General features: G+C 72.6%; 16 protein-coding genes. 7 read left to right on the forward strand and 9 right to left on the reverse strand.

Annotation, left to right across the window (positions count from 1 at the left end; genetic code table 11):
* Window positions 1-40: 40 nt before the first annotated feature.
* The 3 genes from murA to nadA all read right to left on the reverse strand — a co-directional run bounded on the left by murA (window position 41) and on the right by nadA (window position 2,808).
* Entirely contained in the window at window positions 41-1,396 is a 1,356-nt protein-coding gene (gene murA, locus ACGFIR_RS22600; protein ID WP_393002027.1) for a UDP-N-acetylglucosamine 1-carboxyvinyltransferase, read from the reverse strand.
* On the reverse strand, window positions 1,393-1,530 hold the full coding sequence (locus tag ACGFIR_RS22605) for a hypothetical protein (protein ID WP_393002029.1): 138 nt from the start codon (window positions 1,528-1,530) through the stop codon (window positions 1,393-1,395). Before ACGFIR_RS22605 ends, murA begins: the two co-directional genes overlap by 4 nt.
* A gap of 78 nt (window positions 1,531-1,608) precedes the next feature.
* Window positions 1,609-2,808, reverse strand: a complete 1,200-nt coding sequence (gene nadA / locus ACGFIR_RS22610; protein WP_393002031.1) for a quinolinate synthase NadA — start codon at window positions 2,806-2,808, stop codon at window positions 1,609-1,611.
* Window positions 2,809-2,876: 68 nt separating this feature from the next.
* Here nadA and ACGFIR_RS22615 point away from each other — a divergent pair, with 68 nt between their 5' ends.
* The 3 genes from ACGFIR_RS22615 (at window position 2,877) to ACGFIR_RS22625 (ending at window position 5,733) form a co-directional block, all read left to right on the forward strand.
* On the forward strand, window positions 2,877-4,016 hold the full coding sequence (locus tag ACGFIR_RS22615) for a glycerate kinase (RefSeq protein ID WP_393147285.1): 1,140 nt from the start codon (window positions 2,877-2,879) through the stop codon (window positions 4,014-4,016).
* 200 nt (window positions 4,017-4,216) lie between these two features.
* The gene (gene erpA, locus ACGFIR_RS22620; RefSeq protein WP_393002033.1) at window positions 4,217-4,585 is read left to right on the forward strand and encodes an iron-sulfur cluster insertion protein ErpA; all 369 of its coding nucleotides are present in this window, start codon (window positions 4,217-4,219) and stop codon (window positions 4,583-4,585) included.
* A gap of 170 nt (window positions 4,586-4,755) precedes the next feature.
* Window positions 4,756-5,733, forward strand: a complete 978-nt coding sequence (locus tag ACGFIR_RS22625; protein WP_393002035.1) for a carbohydrate kinase family protein — start codon at window positions 4,756-4,758, stop codon at window positions 5,731-5,733.
* A 177-nt stretch (window positions 5,734-5,910) separates the two neighbouring features.
* On the opposite strand, the gene ACGFIR_RS22630 is transcribed toward ACGFIR_RS22625, so the two are convergent.
* Both ACGFIR_RS22630 and ACGFIR_RS22635 read right to left on the reverse strand, forming a co-directional pair.
* Complete coding sequence (locus ACGFIR_RS22630; protein ID WP_393002037.1) at window positions 5,911-6,144, reverse strand: sulfurtransferase TusA family protein; 234 nt, start codon at window positions 6,142-6,144, stop codon at window positions 5,911-5,913.
* The gene (locus ACGFIR_RS22635; RefSeq protein ID WP_393146955.1) at window positions 6,141-7,292 is read right to left on the reverse strand and encodes a cysteine desulfurase family protein; all 1,152 of its coding nucleotides are present in this window, start codon (window positions 7,290-7,292) and stop codon (window positions 6,141-6,143) included. The genes ACGFIR_RS22630 and ACGFIR_RS22635 overlap by 4 nt, the downstream gene beginning before the upstream one ends.
* A 189-nt stretch (window positions 7,293-7,481) precedes the next feature.
* Here ACGFIR_RS22635 and coxB point away from each other — a divergent pair, with 189 nt between their 5' ends.
* Both coxB and ACGFIR_RS22645 read left to right on the forward strand, forming a co-directional pair.
* A complete protein-coding gene (coxB, locus tag ACGFIR_RS22640) occupies window positions 7,482-8,453 on the forward strand; it encodes a cytochrome c oxidase subunit II (RefSeq protein ID WP_393002041.1) in 972 nt (323 codons plus the stop codon).
* A gap of 10 nt (window positions 8,454-8,463) precedes the next feature.
* The gene (locus ACGFIR_RS22645) at window positions 8,464-8,892 is read left to right on the forward strand and encodes a cytochrome c oxidase subunit 4 (protein ID WP_393002043.1); all 429 of its coding nucleotides are present in this window, start codon (window positions 8,464-8,466) and stop codon (window positions 8,890-8,892) included.
* A 215-nt stretch (window positions 8,893-9,107) separates the two neighbouring features.
* Here the strand turns inward: ACGFIR_RS22645 and ACGFIR_RS22650 are convergent, their stop codons facing one another.
* From ACGFIR_RS22650 to ACGFIR_RS22665, 4 genes are all read right to left on the reverse strand, one after another.
* Window positions 9,108-9,311 (reverse strand): hypothetical protein, encoded by a 204-nt coding sequence (locus tag ACGFIR_RS22650; RefSeq protein WP_393002045.1) that lies wholly within the window; start codon window positions 9,309-9,311, stop codon window positions 9,108-9,110.
* A 139-nt stretch (window positions 9,312-9,450) separates the two neighbouring features.
* On the reverse strand, window positions 9,451-10,497 hold the full coding sequence (trpD, locus tag ACGFIR_RS22655; RefSeq protein WP_393146957.1) for an anthranilate phosphoribosyltransferase: 1,047 nt from the start codon (window positions 10,495-10,497) through the stop codon (window positions 9,451-9,453).
* 85 nt (window positions 10,498-10,582) lie between these two features.
* Complete coding sequence (locus ACGFIR_RS22660) at window positions 10,583-10,978, reverse strand: hypothetical protein (RefSeq protein ID WP_393002049.1); 396 nt, start codon at window positions 10,976-10,978, stop codon at window positions 10,583-10,585.
* Window positions 10,979-11,164: 186 nt separating this feature from the next.
* Window positions 11,165-12,109, reverse strand: a complete 945-nt coding sequence (locus tag ACGFIR_RS22665) for a cytochrome c oxidase assembly protein (RefSeq protein ID WP_393002051.1) — start codon at window positions 12,107-12,109, stop codon at window positions 11,165-11,167.
* A 108-nt stretch (window positions 12,110-12,217) separates the two neighbouring features.
* Between ACGFIR_RS22665 and ACGFIR_RS22670 the strand changes: the two genes are divergently transcribed.
* Window positions 12,218-12,817: a heme-copper oxidase subunit III gene (locus ACGFIR_RS22670; RefSeq protein WP_393002053.1), complete on the forward strand. Its 600-nt coding sequence runs from the start codon at window positions 12,218-12,220 to the stop codon at window positions 12,815-12,817.
* 72 nt (window positions 12,818-12,889) lie between these two features.
* Entirely contained in the window at window positions 12,890-13,723 is an 834-nt protein-coding gene (locus ACGFIR_RS22675; protein ID WP_393002055.1) for a cytochrome c, read from the forward strand.
* Window positions 13,724-13,785: the final 62 nt, after the last annotated feature.

The raw sequence follows: 13,785 nt of genomic DNA on the forward strand, positions 1-13,785 counted from the left end.
CACATCGCGGTGCACCGGGCGCGTACGGGAGTGGTGGACGTTACGGGCGCTCGACGTGCGCGCCCAGGTCGGCGAGCTTCGCCTCGAAGTCCTCGTAGCCCCGGTTGATCAGGTCGACGCCGTACACGCGGGAGGTGCCCTCGGCGGCCAGCGCGGCGATCAGGTGGCTGAAACCGGCCCGCAGGTCGGGGATGACCAGGTCGGCGGCGTGCAGCTTGCTCGGCCCCGCTATCACCGCCGAGTGCTTGAAGTTGCGCCGGCCGAAGCGGCACGGGGTGCCGCCCAGGCAGTCCCGGTAGACCTGGATGTTGGCACCCATCGAGTTGAGCGCCTCGGTGTAGCCCAGCCGCTGCTCGTAGACCGTCTCGTGGACGATCGACAGGCCCCGGGCCTGGGTGAGCGCCACCACCAGCGGCTGCTGCCAGTCGGTCATGAAGCCCGGGTGCACGTCGGTCTCCAGGGCCACCGACCGCAGCTCGCCGCCCGGGTGCCAGAACCGGATGCCGCCCTCCTGGCCCGGGTCGCCCAGCTTCGGCGGTCGGGCGTCGGTGACCTCGTACTCGCCGCCGACGGAGCGGAAGATGTTCAGGAAGGTCATCATGTCGGCCTGCTGCGCGCCGAGCACCTCGACGTGGCCCCGGGTGGCCAGCGCCGCCGCCGCCCAGCTCGCCGCCTCGATCCGGTCGGGGATGGGCCGGTGCGTGTAGCCGTGCAGCCTCGGCACGCCCTGGATCTCGATGACCCGGTCGGTGTGCACCTTGATGATCGCGCCCATCTTCTGCAGGATGCAGATCAGGTCGATGATCTCCGGTTCCACCGCCGCGTTGCGCAGCTCGGTGACGCCCTCGGCCATCACGGCCGTCAGCAGCACCTGCTCGGTCGCGCCGACGCTCGGGTACGGCAGGGCGAACTTGGTGCCGTGCAGCCCGTTCGGCGCCGACAGGTGCAGCCCCTCCGGGGTCTTCTCGACCGTCGCGCCGAACTCCCGCAGGGCCTGCAGGTGGAAGTCGATCGGGCGCGGCCCGATGTGGCAGCCGCCCAGGTCGGGGATGAACGCGTGGCCGAGGCGGTGCAGCAGCGGCCCGCAGAACAGGATCGGGATCCGGCTGGAGCCGGCGTGCACGTTGATCTGGTCCGTGCTGGCGCTCTCCACGTTCGCCGGGTCGAAGACGAGCTCGCCGTCCTCGCCGCCGTCGGTGACCTTCACGCCGTGCAGGCCGAGCAGGCCCCGGACCACCTCGACGTCGCGGATCTTCGGCACGTCGAACAGCCGGCTCGGGCTGTCACCCAGCAGCGCCGCGACCATCGCCTTCGAGACCAGGTTCTTCGCGCCGCGCACGCGGATCCGCCCTTCGAGCGGAGTACCTCCGTGTACGACCAGGACGTCGTCGGTCAACGCAACCTCCAGCGCGTCGGTGCTGCCGTGTTGATGGTGGGGCTCGCGATGTTCATCGCTACCCGGAACGCGGCCATGTCGAAACGGCCCGCGTGAGTCGTCGCACCGGCAGCATAGCCCTCGGTGACGAACATGGACCCGGTCAGATCGCCCCTGAGGGCATTTATCGGTGATCGGACCCTTTTCCGTGCCAATGACGCTACGGACAGTGATCAGCCCGCTGTCGGGGGCGGAATGTCGGCGCCGGGCAGGGCGAGCATCTTCTCCAGCGCCACCCGGGCGTGGTGCGCGGTGTCCGCGTCGACGGTGATCTGGTTGACCAGCCGCCCGGCCACCAGCTCCTCCAGCGTCCAGACCAGGTGCGGCAGGTCGATCCGGTTCATGGTCGAGCAGTAGCAGACGGCCTTGTCCAGGAACATGATCTGCTTGTCCGGGTGGGCCAGCGCGAGCCGGCGCACCAGGTTCAGCTCGGTGCCCACCGCCCAGGCCGAGCCGGCCGGGGCCGCCTCGATGGTCTTGATGATGTATTCCGTCGAACCGACGAAGTCGGCGGCGGTGACCACCTCGTGCCGGCACTCCGGGTGGACCAGCACGTTCACCCCCGGCACCCGCCGCCGTACGTCGTCGACGCTGTCGAGGGTGAAGCGGCCGTGCACCGAGCAGTGCCCGCGCCACAGGATCATCCGCGCGTCGCGCAGCTGCTGCGGGGTGAGCCCGCCGTTCGGCTTGTGCGGGTCGTAGAGGACGCAGTCGTCCAGCGAGAAGCCCATCTCCAGCACCGCCGTGTTGCGGCCCAGGTGCTGGTCGGGGAAGAAGAAGACCTTCGAGCCCTGCTGGTACGCCCACTCCAGCGCGCGCTTCGCGTTCGAGGAGGTGCAGACCACGCCGCCGTTACGGCCGACGAAGCCCTTGATGTCCGCCGACGAGTTCATGTAGGTCACCGGGACGGTGTCGGCCGCGACGCCCAGGTCGGTGAGCACGTCCCAGGCGGTCTCGACCTGCGACAGCACCGCCATGTCCGCCATCGAGCAGCCGGCGGCCAGGTCGGGCAGGATGACCTTCTGCGCGTCCGAGGTGAGGATGTCGGCGCTCTCGGCCATGAAGTGCACACCGCAGAAGACGATGTACTCCGCGTCGGGCCGGGCCGCCGCCTCGCGGGCCAGCTTGAACGAGTCACCCGTCACGTCGGCGAACTGGATGACCTCGTCGCGCTGGTAGTGGTGCCCCAGCACGAAGACCTTGCTGCCCAGCGCCGCCTTCGCCGCCGTCGCCCGGGCCACCAGGTCCGGGTCGCTGGGCGCCGGCAGGTCGCCCGGACACTCGACGCCGCGCTCCGTGGCGGGGTCGCTGCCCCGGCCGAGCAGCAGCAGTGCCGTCGCGGTGTTGGAGGGTTCCACCCAGGTCGAAGTCACGTGCCCCATGGTCCCACAGTGCGGCCGTACCGCAGCCTCCCGAGGTGTGTGCTGCCACACTGCTCGGCATGCGCGTGCTGCTCTGTCCGGACAAGTTCGCCGGTACGCTGCCGGCCCCGCAGGTCGCCGATGCCGTGGCCACCGGCTGGCGGGAGGTCGCCCCCGGCGACGACCTGCTCGTCCGGCCCCTGTCGGACGGGGGTCCGGGCTTCCTCGACGTACTCGCCGACGCCCTGGGCGGGCGCCGGGTCCCGGTGCCGACCGTCGACCCGCTCGGCCGCCCGGCGGCCGGTGAGATCCTGCTCACCGACGGGGGCGCGACGGCCTGGCTGGAGTGCGCCCAGGCGTGCGGGCTGCACCTGCTCGACGCGGACGAGCGGGACCCGAAGAGAACCTCCTCGTACGGGCTGGGGGTGCTGGTCGCCGCCGCCGTGGAGACCGGCGCCCGCACGATCGTGATCGGGCTGGGCGGGTCGGGCACCAACGACGGCGGCGCGGGCATGCTCACCGCGCTCGGCGTGACCCCGCTGGACGCCACCGGCCAGGCCCTGCCGTACGGCGGGGCCGCACTCGGCGCCGTGGACGCCCTCGACGGCGTCCTCCGGCTGCGTGACGCCCGCCTGGTGGCCGCCACCGACGTGGACAACCCGCTGCTCGGGCTGCACGGGGCCAGCAACGTGTTCGGCCCGCAGAAGGGCGCCGACCGGGCCGACGTGCTGCTGCTCGACGCCGCGCTGGAGCGCTTCGCCACCGTGCTGGAACGGGACCTGCCCGGCTGCCCCGATGGGCTGGGCGCGCTCCCCGGCGGCGGCGCGGCCGGCGGACTGGGCGCGGCCGTCCTGGCGCTGGGCGGGCACTGCGAGTCCGGCATCGGCCTGGTCACCCGGGCGATCGGGCTGGACGCCACGCTCGACACCGTCGACCTGGTGATCACCGGGGAGGGCTCGTTCGACCACCAGTCGCTGCGCGGCAAGGTGGTGGCCGGGGTGGCCGGCGCCGCCCGGGACCGGGGCGTGCCCTGCGTGGTCGTCGCCGGGCGGGTGAGCACCGGCCGGCGGGAGGCCGGGGCGGCCGGGGTCACCGACGCGTACAGCCTGGTGGAGCACTTCGGGGGCGAGGAGCGCGGCGGGCTGGCCGCCGCGATGGAGCGCCCGGCCGAGGGGCTGCGGGCGCTCGGCGCCCGGCTGGCCCGGCAGTGGAGCCGCTGACCGCCCACGTCCACGGGCCGCCATTCCTCCCACCCGCACCCGCCCCGTACGCCCGCGCACCGGACGGCGGCGCAGGTCACGCCGGACGGGTGGGGTCGGCCGTGGCGGCGTACCATCGGATCTGGACCACACCGGGAATGGCTGGGCGACAGGAGATGTTGGCCAGTTCGTCCGGACCCAACCGCGCAGGGAGATTTCACGTGACCACGCCAGCGCAGACCGACTCGACCGAGGCCAAGGCCCCCACGTCCGTCGTCCTCACCGACGTCGCGGCGCAGAAGGTCAAGGCCCTGATCGAGCAGGAGGGCCGCGACGACCTGCGGCTCCGGGTCGCCGTGCAGCCGGGTGGCTGCTCCGGCCTGCGTTACCAGCTCTTCTTCGACGAGCGCTCGCTCGACGGTGACGTCGTCACCGACTACGACGGTGTCGAGGTCGTCGTCGACCGGATGAGCGCCCCCTACCTGGCCGGCGCCACCATCGACTTCGCCGACCGGATCGACGCCCAGGGCTTCACCATCGACAACCCCAACGCGGGCAACTCCTGCGCCTGCGGCGACTCGTTCAGCTGAGCCGCACCTTCGCTGACCACGGCGGGGCCGTCCCACGGGACGGCCCCGCCGTCGTCTTCCGCTTCGGGACGGGGCCGCCGGGAAGGTGACCCGGGGCCGACCGACAGGTCATCCTGAGGGGGCCGGGCCGGTAGGCTGACCGGCGCCCTGCTCCCGACCCCGAGGTTGACATGAAGATCGCCGTGACCGGCTCGATCGCCACCGACCATCTGATGAGCTTCCCCGGTCGCTTCGCCGACCAGTTCATCGCCGACCAGCTGCACAAGGTCTCGCTCTCCTTCCTGGTGGACGACCTGGTGCTCCGGCGCGGCGGGGTGGCGGCCAACATCTCCTTCGGCATGGGGCAGCTCGGCCTGCGCCCGGTCCTGGTCGGCGCGGTCGGCGCGGACTTCGCCGACTACCGCTCCTGGCTGGAGCGCCACGGCGTCGACTGCGACTCGGTGCACGTCAGCGAGGTGGCACACACCGCCCGGTTCGTCTGCACCACGGACACCGAGATGTGCCAGATCGCCTCGTTCTACGCCGGGGCGATGAGCGAGGCCCGCAACATCGAGCTGGCGCCGGTGGCCCGCCGTCTCGACGGGCTGGACCTGGTCCTGGTGGGCGCCAACGACCCGGAGGCGATGCTGCGGCACTCCGCGGAGTGCCGGGACCGGGGCTACCGGTTCGCCGCCGACCCGTCCCAGCAGCTCGCCCGCATGGACGGCGAGGACGTCGTCGGGCTGATCGACGGCGCCGAGTACCTGATGACCAACGACTACGAGAAGTCGCTGCTGCAGAGCAAGGCCGGGCTGACCGACGCGCAGCTGCTCGACCGGGTGAAGGTGCGGGTCACCACGCTGGGCAAGCACGGCGTGGAGATCGCAGGGCGCGACTTCGACCCGATCCACGTGCCGATCGCGCGGGAGACCCGGGCGGTCGACCCGACCGGCGTCGGCGACGGCTTCCGGGCCGGCTTCTTCACGGCGCTCTCCTGGGGCCTCGGGCTGGAGCGGGCCGCCCAGGTCGGTTCGCTGCTCGCCACCCTGGTGCTGGAGACCGTGGGCACGCAGGAGTACGAGGTCCGCCGCGACCTGTTCGTCAAGCGTCTCGCCGAGTCGTACGGCGACGCCGCCGCCGAGGACGTCCGTCCGCACCTGCTGCCCTGACGTCGGCGCGGGCCGCGTCGGCCGGGCTGCCGGGCGTGGGCGAGAACACCCCGGTTGCCCGGGCCGGCGCGGCGCCCCGCACCGCCGGTGGCGGCCCGCCGCTCCGCGCTGCGCCCGCCGGTGGCGGCCCGCCGCTCCGCGTCCGCCGACCCTGCGGGGAAAGGTCCGAGGCCAGGGTCAGTGCCGGCGGCGGACGTCGTAGGCGGGGCCGTCGGGGCCGGTGATCGTGCCGAGGAACTCCTGGCCGCGCATCCGGCACCAGGCCGGGATGTCCACCGCCGCCGCCGGATCGTCGGCGAGCACCCGTACCACCGTGCCGACGGGCAGCTCGGGCAGCCGCCGGGCCGCCGCGATCACGGGCAGGGGGCAGCGCTGGCCCCGGCAGTCGAGGATCTCCGCCGGCGCCGTCACAGCCCCACCACCCCGGCCTCGGCGCGCAGCCCCGCCACGATGCCGGGAAGTTCGGTGAGGAAGCGCTCCACGTCGGCCTCCGTCGTCTCCCGGTGCAGCGAGACCCGTACGTTGCCGTGCGAGAGCACCCCCATCGCCTCCAGCACGTGCGAGGGACGCAGCGTCGACGACGTGCACGAGGAGCCCGAGGAGACGGCGAACCCGCGCCGGTCGAGCGCGTGCAGCAGGGCCTCGCCGTCGACGTAGAGGCAGGAGAACGTCACCAGGTGCGGGAGGCGGTGGTCGGGATCACCCACCACCTCCACGTCGGGCACCTCCGCCGCCACCCGGGCCCGGATCCGGTCCACCAGGGGCGTCAGCCGGGCCGCCTCGGCCGCCGCGTCGGCCGTCGCCGCGCGCAGGCTCGCCGCCGCCGCCACCACCGCCGGCAGATTCAGCACCCCCGGCGTACGCCCGGCCTCCCGCTCGTCGGCCGGCCAGGGCGACTCCCAGCGGGTGCCCTTGCGTACGACCAGCAGCCCCACGCCGGGCGGCCCGCCCCACTTGTGCGCGCTGGCGGTCAGCACCGACCAGCCCGTCGGCACCGGGGCCCGGCCCACCACCTGGGCAGCGTCCACGTACAGCGGCACTCCCGCCTCGGCGCAGTCCCGCGCGGCCTCGGCCACCGGCTGGAGCGTGCCGACCTCGTGGCTGGCGGCGATCAGCGCGGCCAGCGCCACCCCCGGCGCCCGGACCGCCGCCGCCCAACGCTCCAGGTCGAGCCGGCCCAGCCGGTCCACCGGCACGGACGTGGCCGTGCCGCCCGCCGCGAGGTGCCGCTCGGCGGCGTGCAGCACCGCCGAGTGTTCGATCGCGGAGTGCACCAGGGCGGGGCCGACCCGCCGGCGCCCGGCCAGGCCCCCCAGCACGGCGGAGTGCGCGGCCGTCGTACCGCTGGGGGTGAAGGAGAGTTCGTCGGCGCGGACGCCGAGCGTCTGCGCGCAGGCCTCGCGGGCGGCGTCGAGGAGCTGCCGGGCGCGGCGCGCCTGCGAGTAGAGCCGGCCGGGGTCCGCCCAGCCGTCCTCGAGGGCGGCCAGCAGCGCCTGCCGGGCGACCGGGTGCGGCGGCGCGGCGGTGGCCGCGTCCAGGTAGACCGGGGATGCGCTCACGCAAGCCAACGTATCGCGCCGGTATGCCCAAGATCCCCCCGATGGGGGCCGACAGCGACCCCAACACGGTCGAGTTCCTCATGGTCGAGTAATCTGCGACCGTCGGTGACGCCTTTGCCGCTGGTGCTGTCGCTCCGCAGGCGGAGGGCAGGGACAAGACACCGCGGCGCGCTAGGGAGGCAGGACCAGGTGGTCGCAAGGAGTTCGGAGGTACGGCCGTCGGCCGTACGGCACAGCGCTGCCCCAGGAGCCGGTGGGCGCCGGGGACGTGGTGCCGGTCGGATCGCCGGGCTCGGTCTCGGTGGAGCGGCGCTGCTGGTCCTGCTCACGGGCTGTGACGTCGGCGCGGCGTTCGGCGGGTTCGGCTGGCCGCAGGGCGGCATCACGCCCGAGTCGCACCGGATGTACGACCTGTGGATCGCCTCGTGCATCGCGGCGCTCGCGGTCGGCGTCTTCGTGTGGGGCCTGATCTTCTGGTGCGTCGTGCGCTACCGCAAGCGGGGCAACGAGCTGCCGGTGCAGACCCGTTACAACATGCCGATGGAGTTCCTCTACACCATCGCGCCGATCCTGATCGTCTCCGTGCTCTTCTACTACACGGCGGTCGTGCAGACCGACGTGGTGCGGACGACCAAGAACCCCGACGTCACGGTCGAGGTGGTCGCGTTCAAGTGGAACTGGCAGTTCAACTACCGCGACGGCCAGGGGCAGGACGCCAACACCGTCGCCTCCGTGCTCGGCACCAGCGAGGTCATCCCGATCCTGGTGCTGCCGACCGACCGGTCCATCCGGTTCGAGGAGACCAGCCGCGACGTCATCCACTCCTTCTGGGTGCCGGAGCTGCTGTTCAAGCGCGACGTCATGCCGGGCAAGATCCGCAACGTCTTCGAGGTCTCGAAGCTGGAGTCCGAGGGCGCCTACGTCGGCCGCTGCGCCGAACTCTGCGGCAGCTACCACGCCTTCATGAACTTCGAGCTGCGGGTCGTCTCCCCGGAGAAGTACGAGCAGTTCCTGGCGGCCAAGCGCGACGGCAGGTCCACGCAGGAGGCGCTGACGGCCATCGGCGAGGACCCGTACGCGAAGACCACGCGGCCGTTCGAGACCCGCCGCACCGAGGCCAACTTCAACCCGGACGACGCGCCGGCCGGCGCGGGAAGCTGAGGGATCGGGCATGAAGACCGAGTGGCGCATCTTCCTGGTCATCGCCGGGTTCCTGCTCTTCGCCACCGTCCTCTACGGCGGGTGGACGGCCGCCGACTCCGGCGGTCACGTCGAGTGGATCGGCACGGTCGCCCTGCTGCTGAGCTTCCTGCTCTGCACCATGTGCGGTGGCTTCTTCTGGTTCGTGTCCCGCCGCATCGACCTGCGGCCGGAGGACCGGCCGGACGGTGAGATCGCCGACGGCGCGGGCGAGATCGGCTTCTTCAGCCCCGGCAGCTACTGGCCGCTGGGTCTGGCGATCGCCGTCGGGATCGCCGGGTTCGGCCTCGCGTTCTGGCAGTTCTGGCTGCTCGGGTTGGGCCTGCTGGCGGTCACGTTCTCCGTCTGCGGCCTGCTGTTCGAGTACTACAGCGGCACCCGGCGCACCGCCGAGCACTGATCCGCCGGTCGTACCCGACCCACGTACGTCACGAAGGCCCGCCTCCCTCACGGAGGCGGGCCTTCGGTCGTCGGATCGGTGTGCGGGTCGCGGGAACGCCGTCGTGGGGCTGGAGCGGCAGCGCGCTCAACCCGCTCCGGCCTGTGCGGGCGGGAGGAGCCCCAGGCGCCCCGGTGCCCGACGCCGCGACCGCGGTGGTGCCGGCGGTGGGCCGGTCAGGCGGCGCGGCGGTGGACCGGTGGGCGGCGCCGGGCGGTCAGGCGCGCCAACTCGAGGACGCCGGTGCCGATCAGCACGGCCGTGCCGCAGCCGGTGCAGAGCAGTTCGGGGCAGTCGGCGCCGTGGCCGTCGGCGCACGGTGGCGCCTCGAACGGCTCGACGCCCTCACAGGTGTCGCAGTAGAGCTCGCGCTCCGACACGGGCGTCTCCTCTCGCTCCGGTCCCGCGTGGGTGTCGTACGCGCCGGCGGGAACTGCCGCGCCCGACGCAGGACGGTGGTGGGAACTACTCAGCTGTAGTTTCCCACGGGGGTCCGACAACCTCCGGCGGCACCCGGCCTCAGACGGAGCGCGCGACCTCGATCCAGCGGTCGAGGACGCGGGCGGCGGCCCCGGAGTCGACGGACTCGGCGGCCCGGTCCATCCCGGCCCGCAGCGCCCCGGTGAGGTCGCCGTCGAGCGGGCCCTGCGTGGCCAGCGCCGCCGCCGCGTTGACCAGGACGGCGTCGCGCACCGGACCGGTCTCGCCGGCCAGCAACCGGCGGACCACGTCGGCGTTGAAGGCCGCGTCACCGCCCCGCAGATCGGCCAGGGTGGCCCGGGGTACCCCGAGGTCGGCCGCGTCCAGCAGCGACTCCCTGACGACCCCGCCCTGGGCCGCCCAGACGCGGGTGGGCGCGGCGGTCGTGAACTCGTCGAGCCCGTCCTCGCCGCGCATCACCAGCACGGAGTCACCACGGGCGGCGAAGACACCGGCCATCACCGGGGCCATCCGGGCGTCGAAGCAGCCGACCGCGCCGGCGCGGGGCCGCGCCGGGTTGGTCAGCGGGCCGAGGAAGTTGAACACGGTGGGCACGCCCAGCTCGCGGCGTACCGGGCCGGTGTGCCGCATCCCGGGGTGGAACCGGGCCGCGAAGCAGAAGCCCATGCCCGCCTCGGCGACGCACCGGGCCACCCCCTCGGGGCCCAGGTCGAGCGGCACGCCGAGGAACTCCAGCACGTCGGCGGTGCCGCACGAGGAGGAGGCCGCCCGGTTGCCGTGCTTCACCACGCGGACGCCCGCGCCCGCCACCACCAGGGAGGCCATCGTCGAGATGTTGACCGTGTGCGCAAGGTCACCGCCGGTGCCGACCACGTCGAGGGCGGTGGCGCGCATCTCGTCGGGCAGCTCGACCGGGACCGCCCGGCCGAGCATCGCCTCCACCAGGCCGGCCAGTTCGACCGAGGTCTCACCCTTGGCGCGCAGCGCGACGACGAAGCCCGCCATCTGCGCCGGGGCCGCCGAGCCCGCCATGATCTCGCCCATCGCCCAGGCGGTGTCGGCCGTGGCGAGTTCCTCGCCGCGCAGCAGCGCGTTGAGCAGGTGCGGCCAGGACCGTTCGCCCATGGTGGGTCTCCCGAGCGTGCGAGATGCGGGTGGGATGGAACCGGCACCGGTACGGCCGGGCGCCCTGGCAGCCGGCGCGGGGACGTCAGGCGGGTGCGTGCGCCCGCAGCAGCTCGGCCACCGTCGTGCCGGTGGTCACGGGGTCGAGCGGGTGCACCAGGGTGGCGTCGACCTCGGCGTAGGCCGCGAGCCACCGGTCGGCGGCGCGGGCGATCACCACGCAGGTCGGGGGAGCGTCGTCCCGGTCGTCCTTGATCTGCCGGGCGATGCCGATGCCGCCGCCCGGGCTCGCCTCGCCGTCGAGCACCAGCAGGTCGATCTCGTAGTCGTCGACGAGCCGGACGCACTCGGCGTAGGTCGACGCCTCGACGAACTCGATCCGCAGACCGGGCGCGGGGCGCGGCCCGACGGCGAGGCGCATCCGGTCACGGACCGCCGGGTCGTCGCTGTAGAGCAGGACGGTGCAAAGACGATCGCTCATGCCGACACTCCGCTTCGCTCCGTGCCGTCGTGCGGCACCAACACACTGAGCCTGATGATTCGTTCGCTGCGTGCGCTCGTCGGTGGAGTGGCTCCCACCTCGTGGCTGCCCGCTGATCGTACCGGTCGGGGTGAGATGGGCGACGTCCGGCCGGTACGGCGTCGGGGCGTACCCCGCCGGGGCGGCTCAGGCGCTGGCCTCCGCGGCGCGCTGACGGGCCTCCTGGCGGTCCAGGTCGCGGTCGACCCGGCGGGCCTCCCGCTCGGCGTGGCGCATCCACTGCACGACCAGCACGGCCAGCATGGTCACGCTGACGAACTCGCCGCCGGCCCAGAGGATGCCGCCGGCGACCACCTGGTCCTGCCACGGGTCCGACCAGGTCAGCCCGAGCGACGGGTACCAGTCGCCGCCGAACAGCGTGCTGCTCTGCATGATGGTGAGGCCGAGCACGGTGTGGAACGGCACGGAGAGCAGCATCAGCAGCGCCCGGGCCGGGTACGGCCAGCGGCCCGGCAGCGGGTCGAGCCCGAGCAGCGGCCAGAAGAACACGCAGCCGGTCATGATGAAGTGCGCGTGCACGACCTCGTGCGCCCACGCGTGCTCCAGCGTGTAGCGGTACAGGTCGGTGAAGTAGAGCGCGAACGGGTTCACCACGAAGATGGCGAACGCCACCAGCGGGAAGCTGTAGATCCGCGCGACGCGGCTGTGCACGACCGCCAGCAGCCGCTTGCGCGGTCGCGGCGGCAGGGTGCGCAGGGCCAGCGTCACCGGCGCGCCCAGCGCGAGGAAGATCGGCGAGATCATGGAGAGCACCATGTGCTGGACCATGTGCACCGACAGCAGCGCCGTGTCGTACGCGTGCAGGCCGCTGACGGTGACCGCCGCGATGCCGCCGAGGCCGGGGCCGAGGAAGAAGACCGTCCTGGCGACGGGCCACCGGTCGCCCCGGACCCGCAGCCGGTGCACCCCGTAGAGGTAGACGCCGGCGGCCAGTACCAGCCCGACGGCGAGCCAGCTGTCCAGCTTCGTCTCGGTGAACACCGACGTCACGGTGAACGGCGGTGGGGTGGCCGCGGTCGCCGCCGGCGCGGCGAGGGCGGCTGCGGCGGAGATCGGATCGGCGTGCAGCACGCTTTTCAGCCTAGGTCAGGCGAACCGGACTGCCCCGATCGGGCTGTGGATGCCACGGGTTTGGCCCCCCGCTGATCGCCTGCCCCGGTCAAGGGCAATAATGACCGCGTGACTGCGGCCCCAGCCATTGACAAGAGCCGGATCCACTCCCTGACACGACCCAACATGGTCAGCGTCGGGACGATCGTGTGGCTCTCCAGCGAACTCATGTTCTTCGCGGCGCTGTTCGCGATGTACTTCTCCATCCGCGCGGCGGCGCCGGAGCAGTGGGCGAAGCACACCGAGCACCTGAACATCCCGTACGCGACCACCTTCACGCTGATCCTGGTGGCGTCGTCGGTGACCTGTCAGATCGGTGTGTTCGCCGCCGAGAGGGGTGACGTGCACGCGCTCCGGCGCTGGTTCACGATCACCTTCGTGATGGGCCTGATCTTCGTGCTCGGCCAGCTCAACGAGTACCGCGAGCTGGTGCACGCGGGCATCAAGATCAACGAAGACGGTTACGGGTCGATGTTCTACCTGACCACCGGCTTCCACGGCCTGCACGTCGCCGGCGGTCTCGTCGCCTTCGTCATCTTCATGATCCGCACCACCATGGGCCGGTTCACGCCGGCCCAGGCGACGTCGGCGATCGTCGTGTCCTACTACTGGCACTTCGTCGACGTCGTGTGGATCGGGCTCTACGCGATGATCTACTGGCTTCAGTGATCTTGGCGCGTCACGAACCGCGCCGCTGCTCCGTCCCCTGACACAAGGTCCAACCGGTTAAGGACACAGGTCATGACTTCTGACAACGACCGCCGACGCGGTCTGCTCGCGCGGCTGCGCGAGCGGCCCGCGGCGCGCAGCAGGGGCCGCCGCCGGCTGGGCGCCGCGGTCCGGCTGCTCGCCGCGCTGATGCTGGCCGGCGGCGCCTACACCGTCTTCGCCCCCGGCGCGCAGGCGCAGGACACCCCGCTCACCGGTGCCGCCGCCGAGGGCAAGGCGCTGTTCGACGTGAGCTGTGTGACCTGTCACGGTCGCAACGCCCAGGGCGTCGAGGGGCGCGGGCCGAGCCTGATCGGCGTCGGCGGTGCCTCGGTGGAGTTCCAGGTCAGCTCCGGCCGCATGCCCATGGCCCGGCAGGAAGCCCAGGCCCAGCGCAAGCCGGAGCTCTTCACCGACGAGGAGGTCCGCCAGCTCGCCCAGTACATCCAGGAGCTCGGTGGCGGACCGGTCGTGCCCGACGGCGACAACCTGCACGCCGACGGCAACGTCGCGGCCGGTGGCGAGCTGTTCCGGATCAACTGCGCGCAGTGCCACGCCTTCGGCGGTGGCGGTGGCGCCCTGTCCTCCGGCAAGTACGCGCCGAGCCTGCGCCCGGCCACCGACCGGCAGATCTACGCCGCCATGCTGAGCGGCCCGCAGAACATGCCGGTCTTCGGTGACAACCAGATCACTCCGGACCAGAAGGCGGACCTCATCGCCTACATCCAGGAGACCCTGAAGCACGACCGTGACCCGGGCGGCTTCAACCTCGGTCGGTACGGGCCGTCCACCGAGGGCGTGGTCATCTTCCTGGTGGGCATCGTCGCGCTCGTCTTCGCGAGCCTGTGGATTGCGGGCAAGTCGTGACCGGGCGGCTCATCCGATTCAGTGCCGTGGTGCCGCAGGCCGGCATCGCGCGTAGCGAGGTG

Origin of the sequence: Micromonospora sp. NPDC049051, from assembly GCF_043197575.1 — a bacterium.
In the GTDB taxonomy this organism is placed as follows: Bacteria; Actinomycetota; Actinomycetes; order Mycobacteriales; family Micromonosporaceae; genus Micromonospora.

Excerpts from the sequence above, each read along its gene's own strand:
- ACGFIR_RS22605 (WP_393002029.1), bottom strand. The coding sequence starts at position 1,530 with ATGTTCGTCACCGAGGGCTATGCTGCCGGTGCGACGACTCACGCGGGC.
- ACGFIR_RS22615 (WP_393147285.1), top strand. The coding sequence starts at position 2,877 with ATGCGCGTGCTGCTCTGTCCGGACAAGTTCGCCGGTACGCTGCCGGCC.
- ACGFIR_RS22625 (WP_393002035.1), top strand. The coding sequence starts at position 4,756 with ATGAAGATCGCCGTGACCGGCTCGATCGCCACCGACCATCTGATGAGC.
- ACGFIR_RS22645 (WP_393002043.1), top strand. The coding sequence starts at position 8,464 with ATGAAGACCGAGTGGCGCATCTTCCTGGTCATCGCCGGGTTCCTGCTC.
- trpD (WP_393146957.1), bottom strand. The coding sequence starts at position 10,497 with ATGGGCGAACGGTCCTGGCCGCACCTGCTCAACGCGCTGCTGCGCGGC.
- ACGFIR_RS22660 (WP_393002049.1), bottom strand. The coding sequence starts at position 10,978 with ATGAGCGATCGTCTTTGCACCGTCCTGCTCTACAGCGACGACCCGGCG.
- ACGFIR_RS22675 (WP_393002055.1), top strand. The coding sequence starts at position 12,890 with ATGACTTCTGACAACGACCGCCGACGCGGTCTGCTCGCGCGGCTGCGC.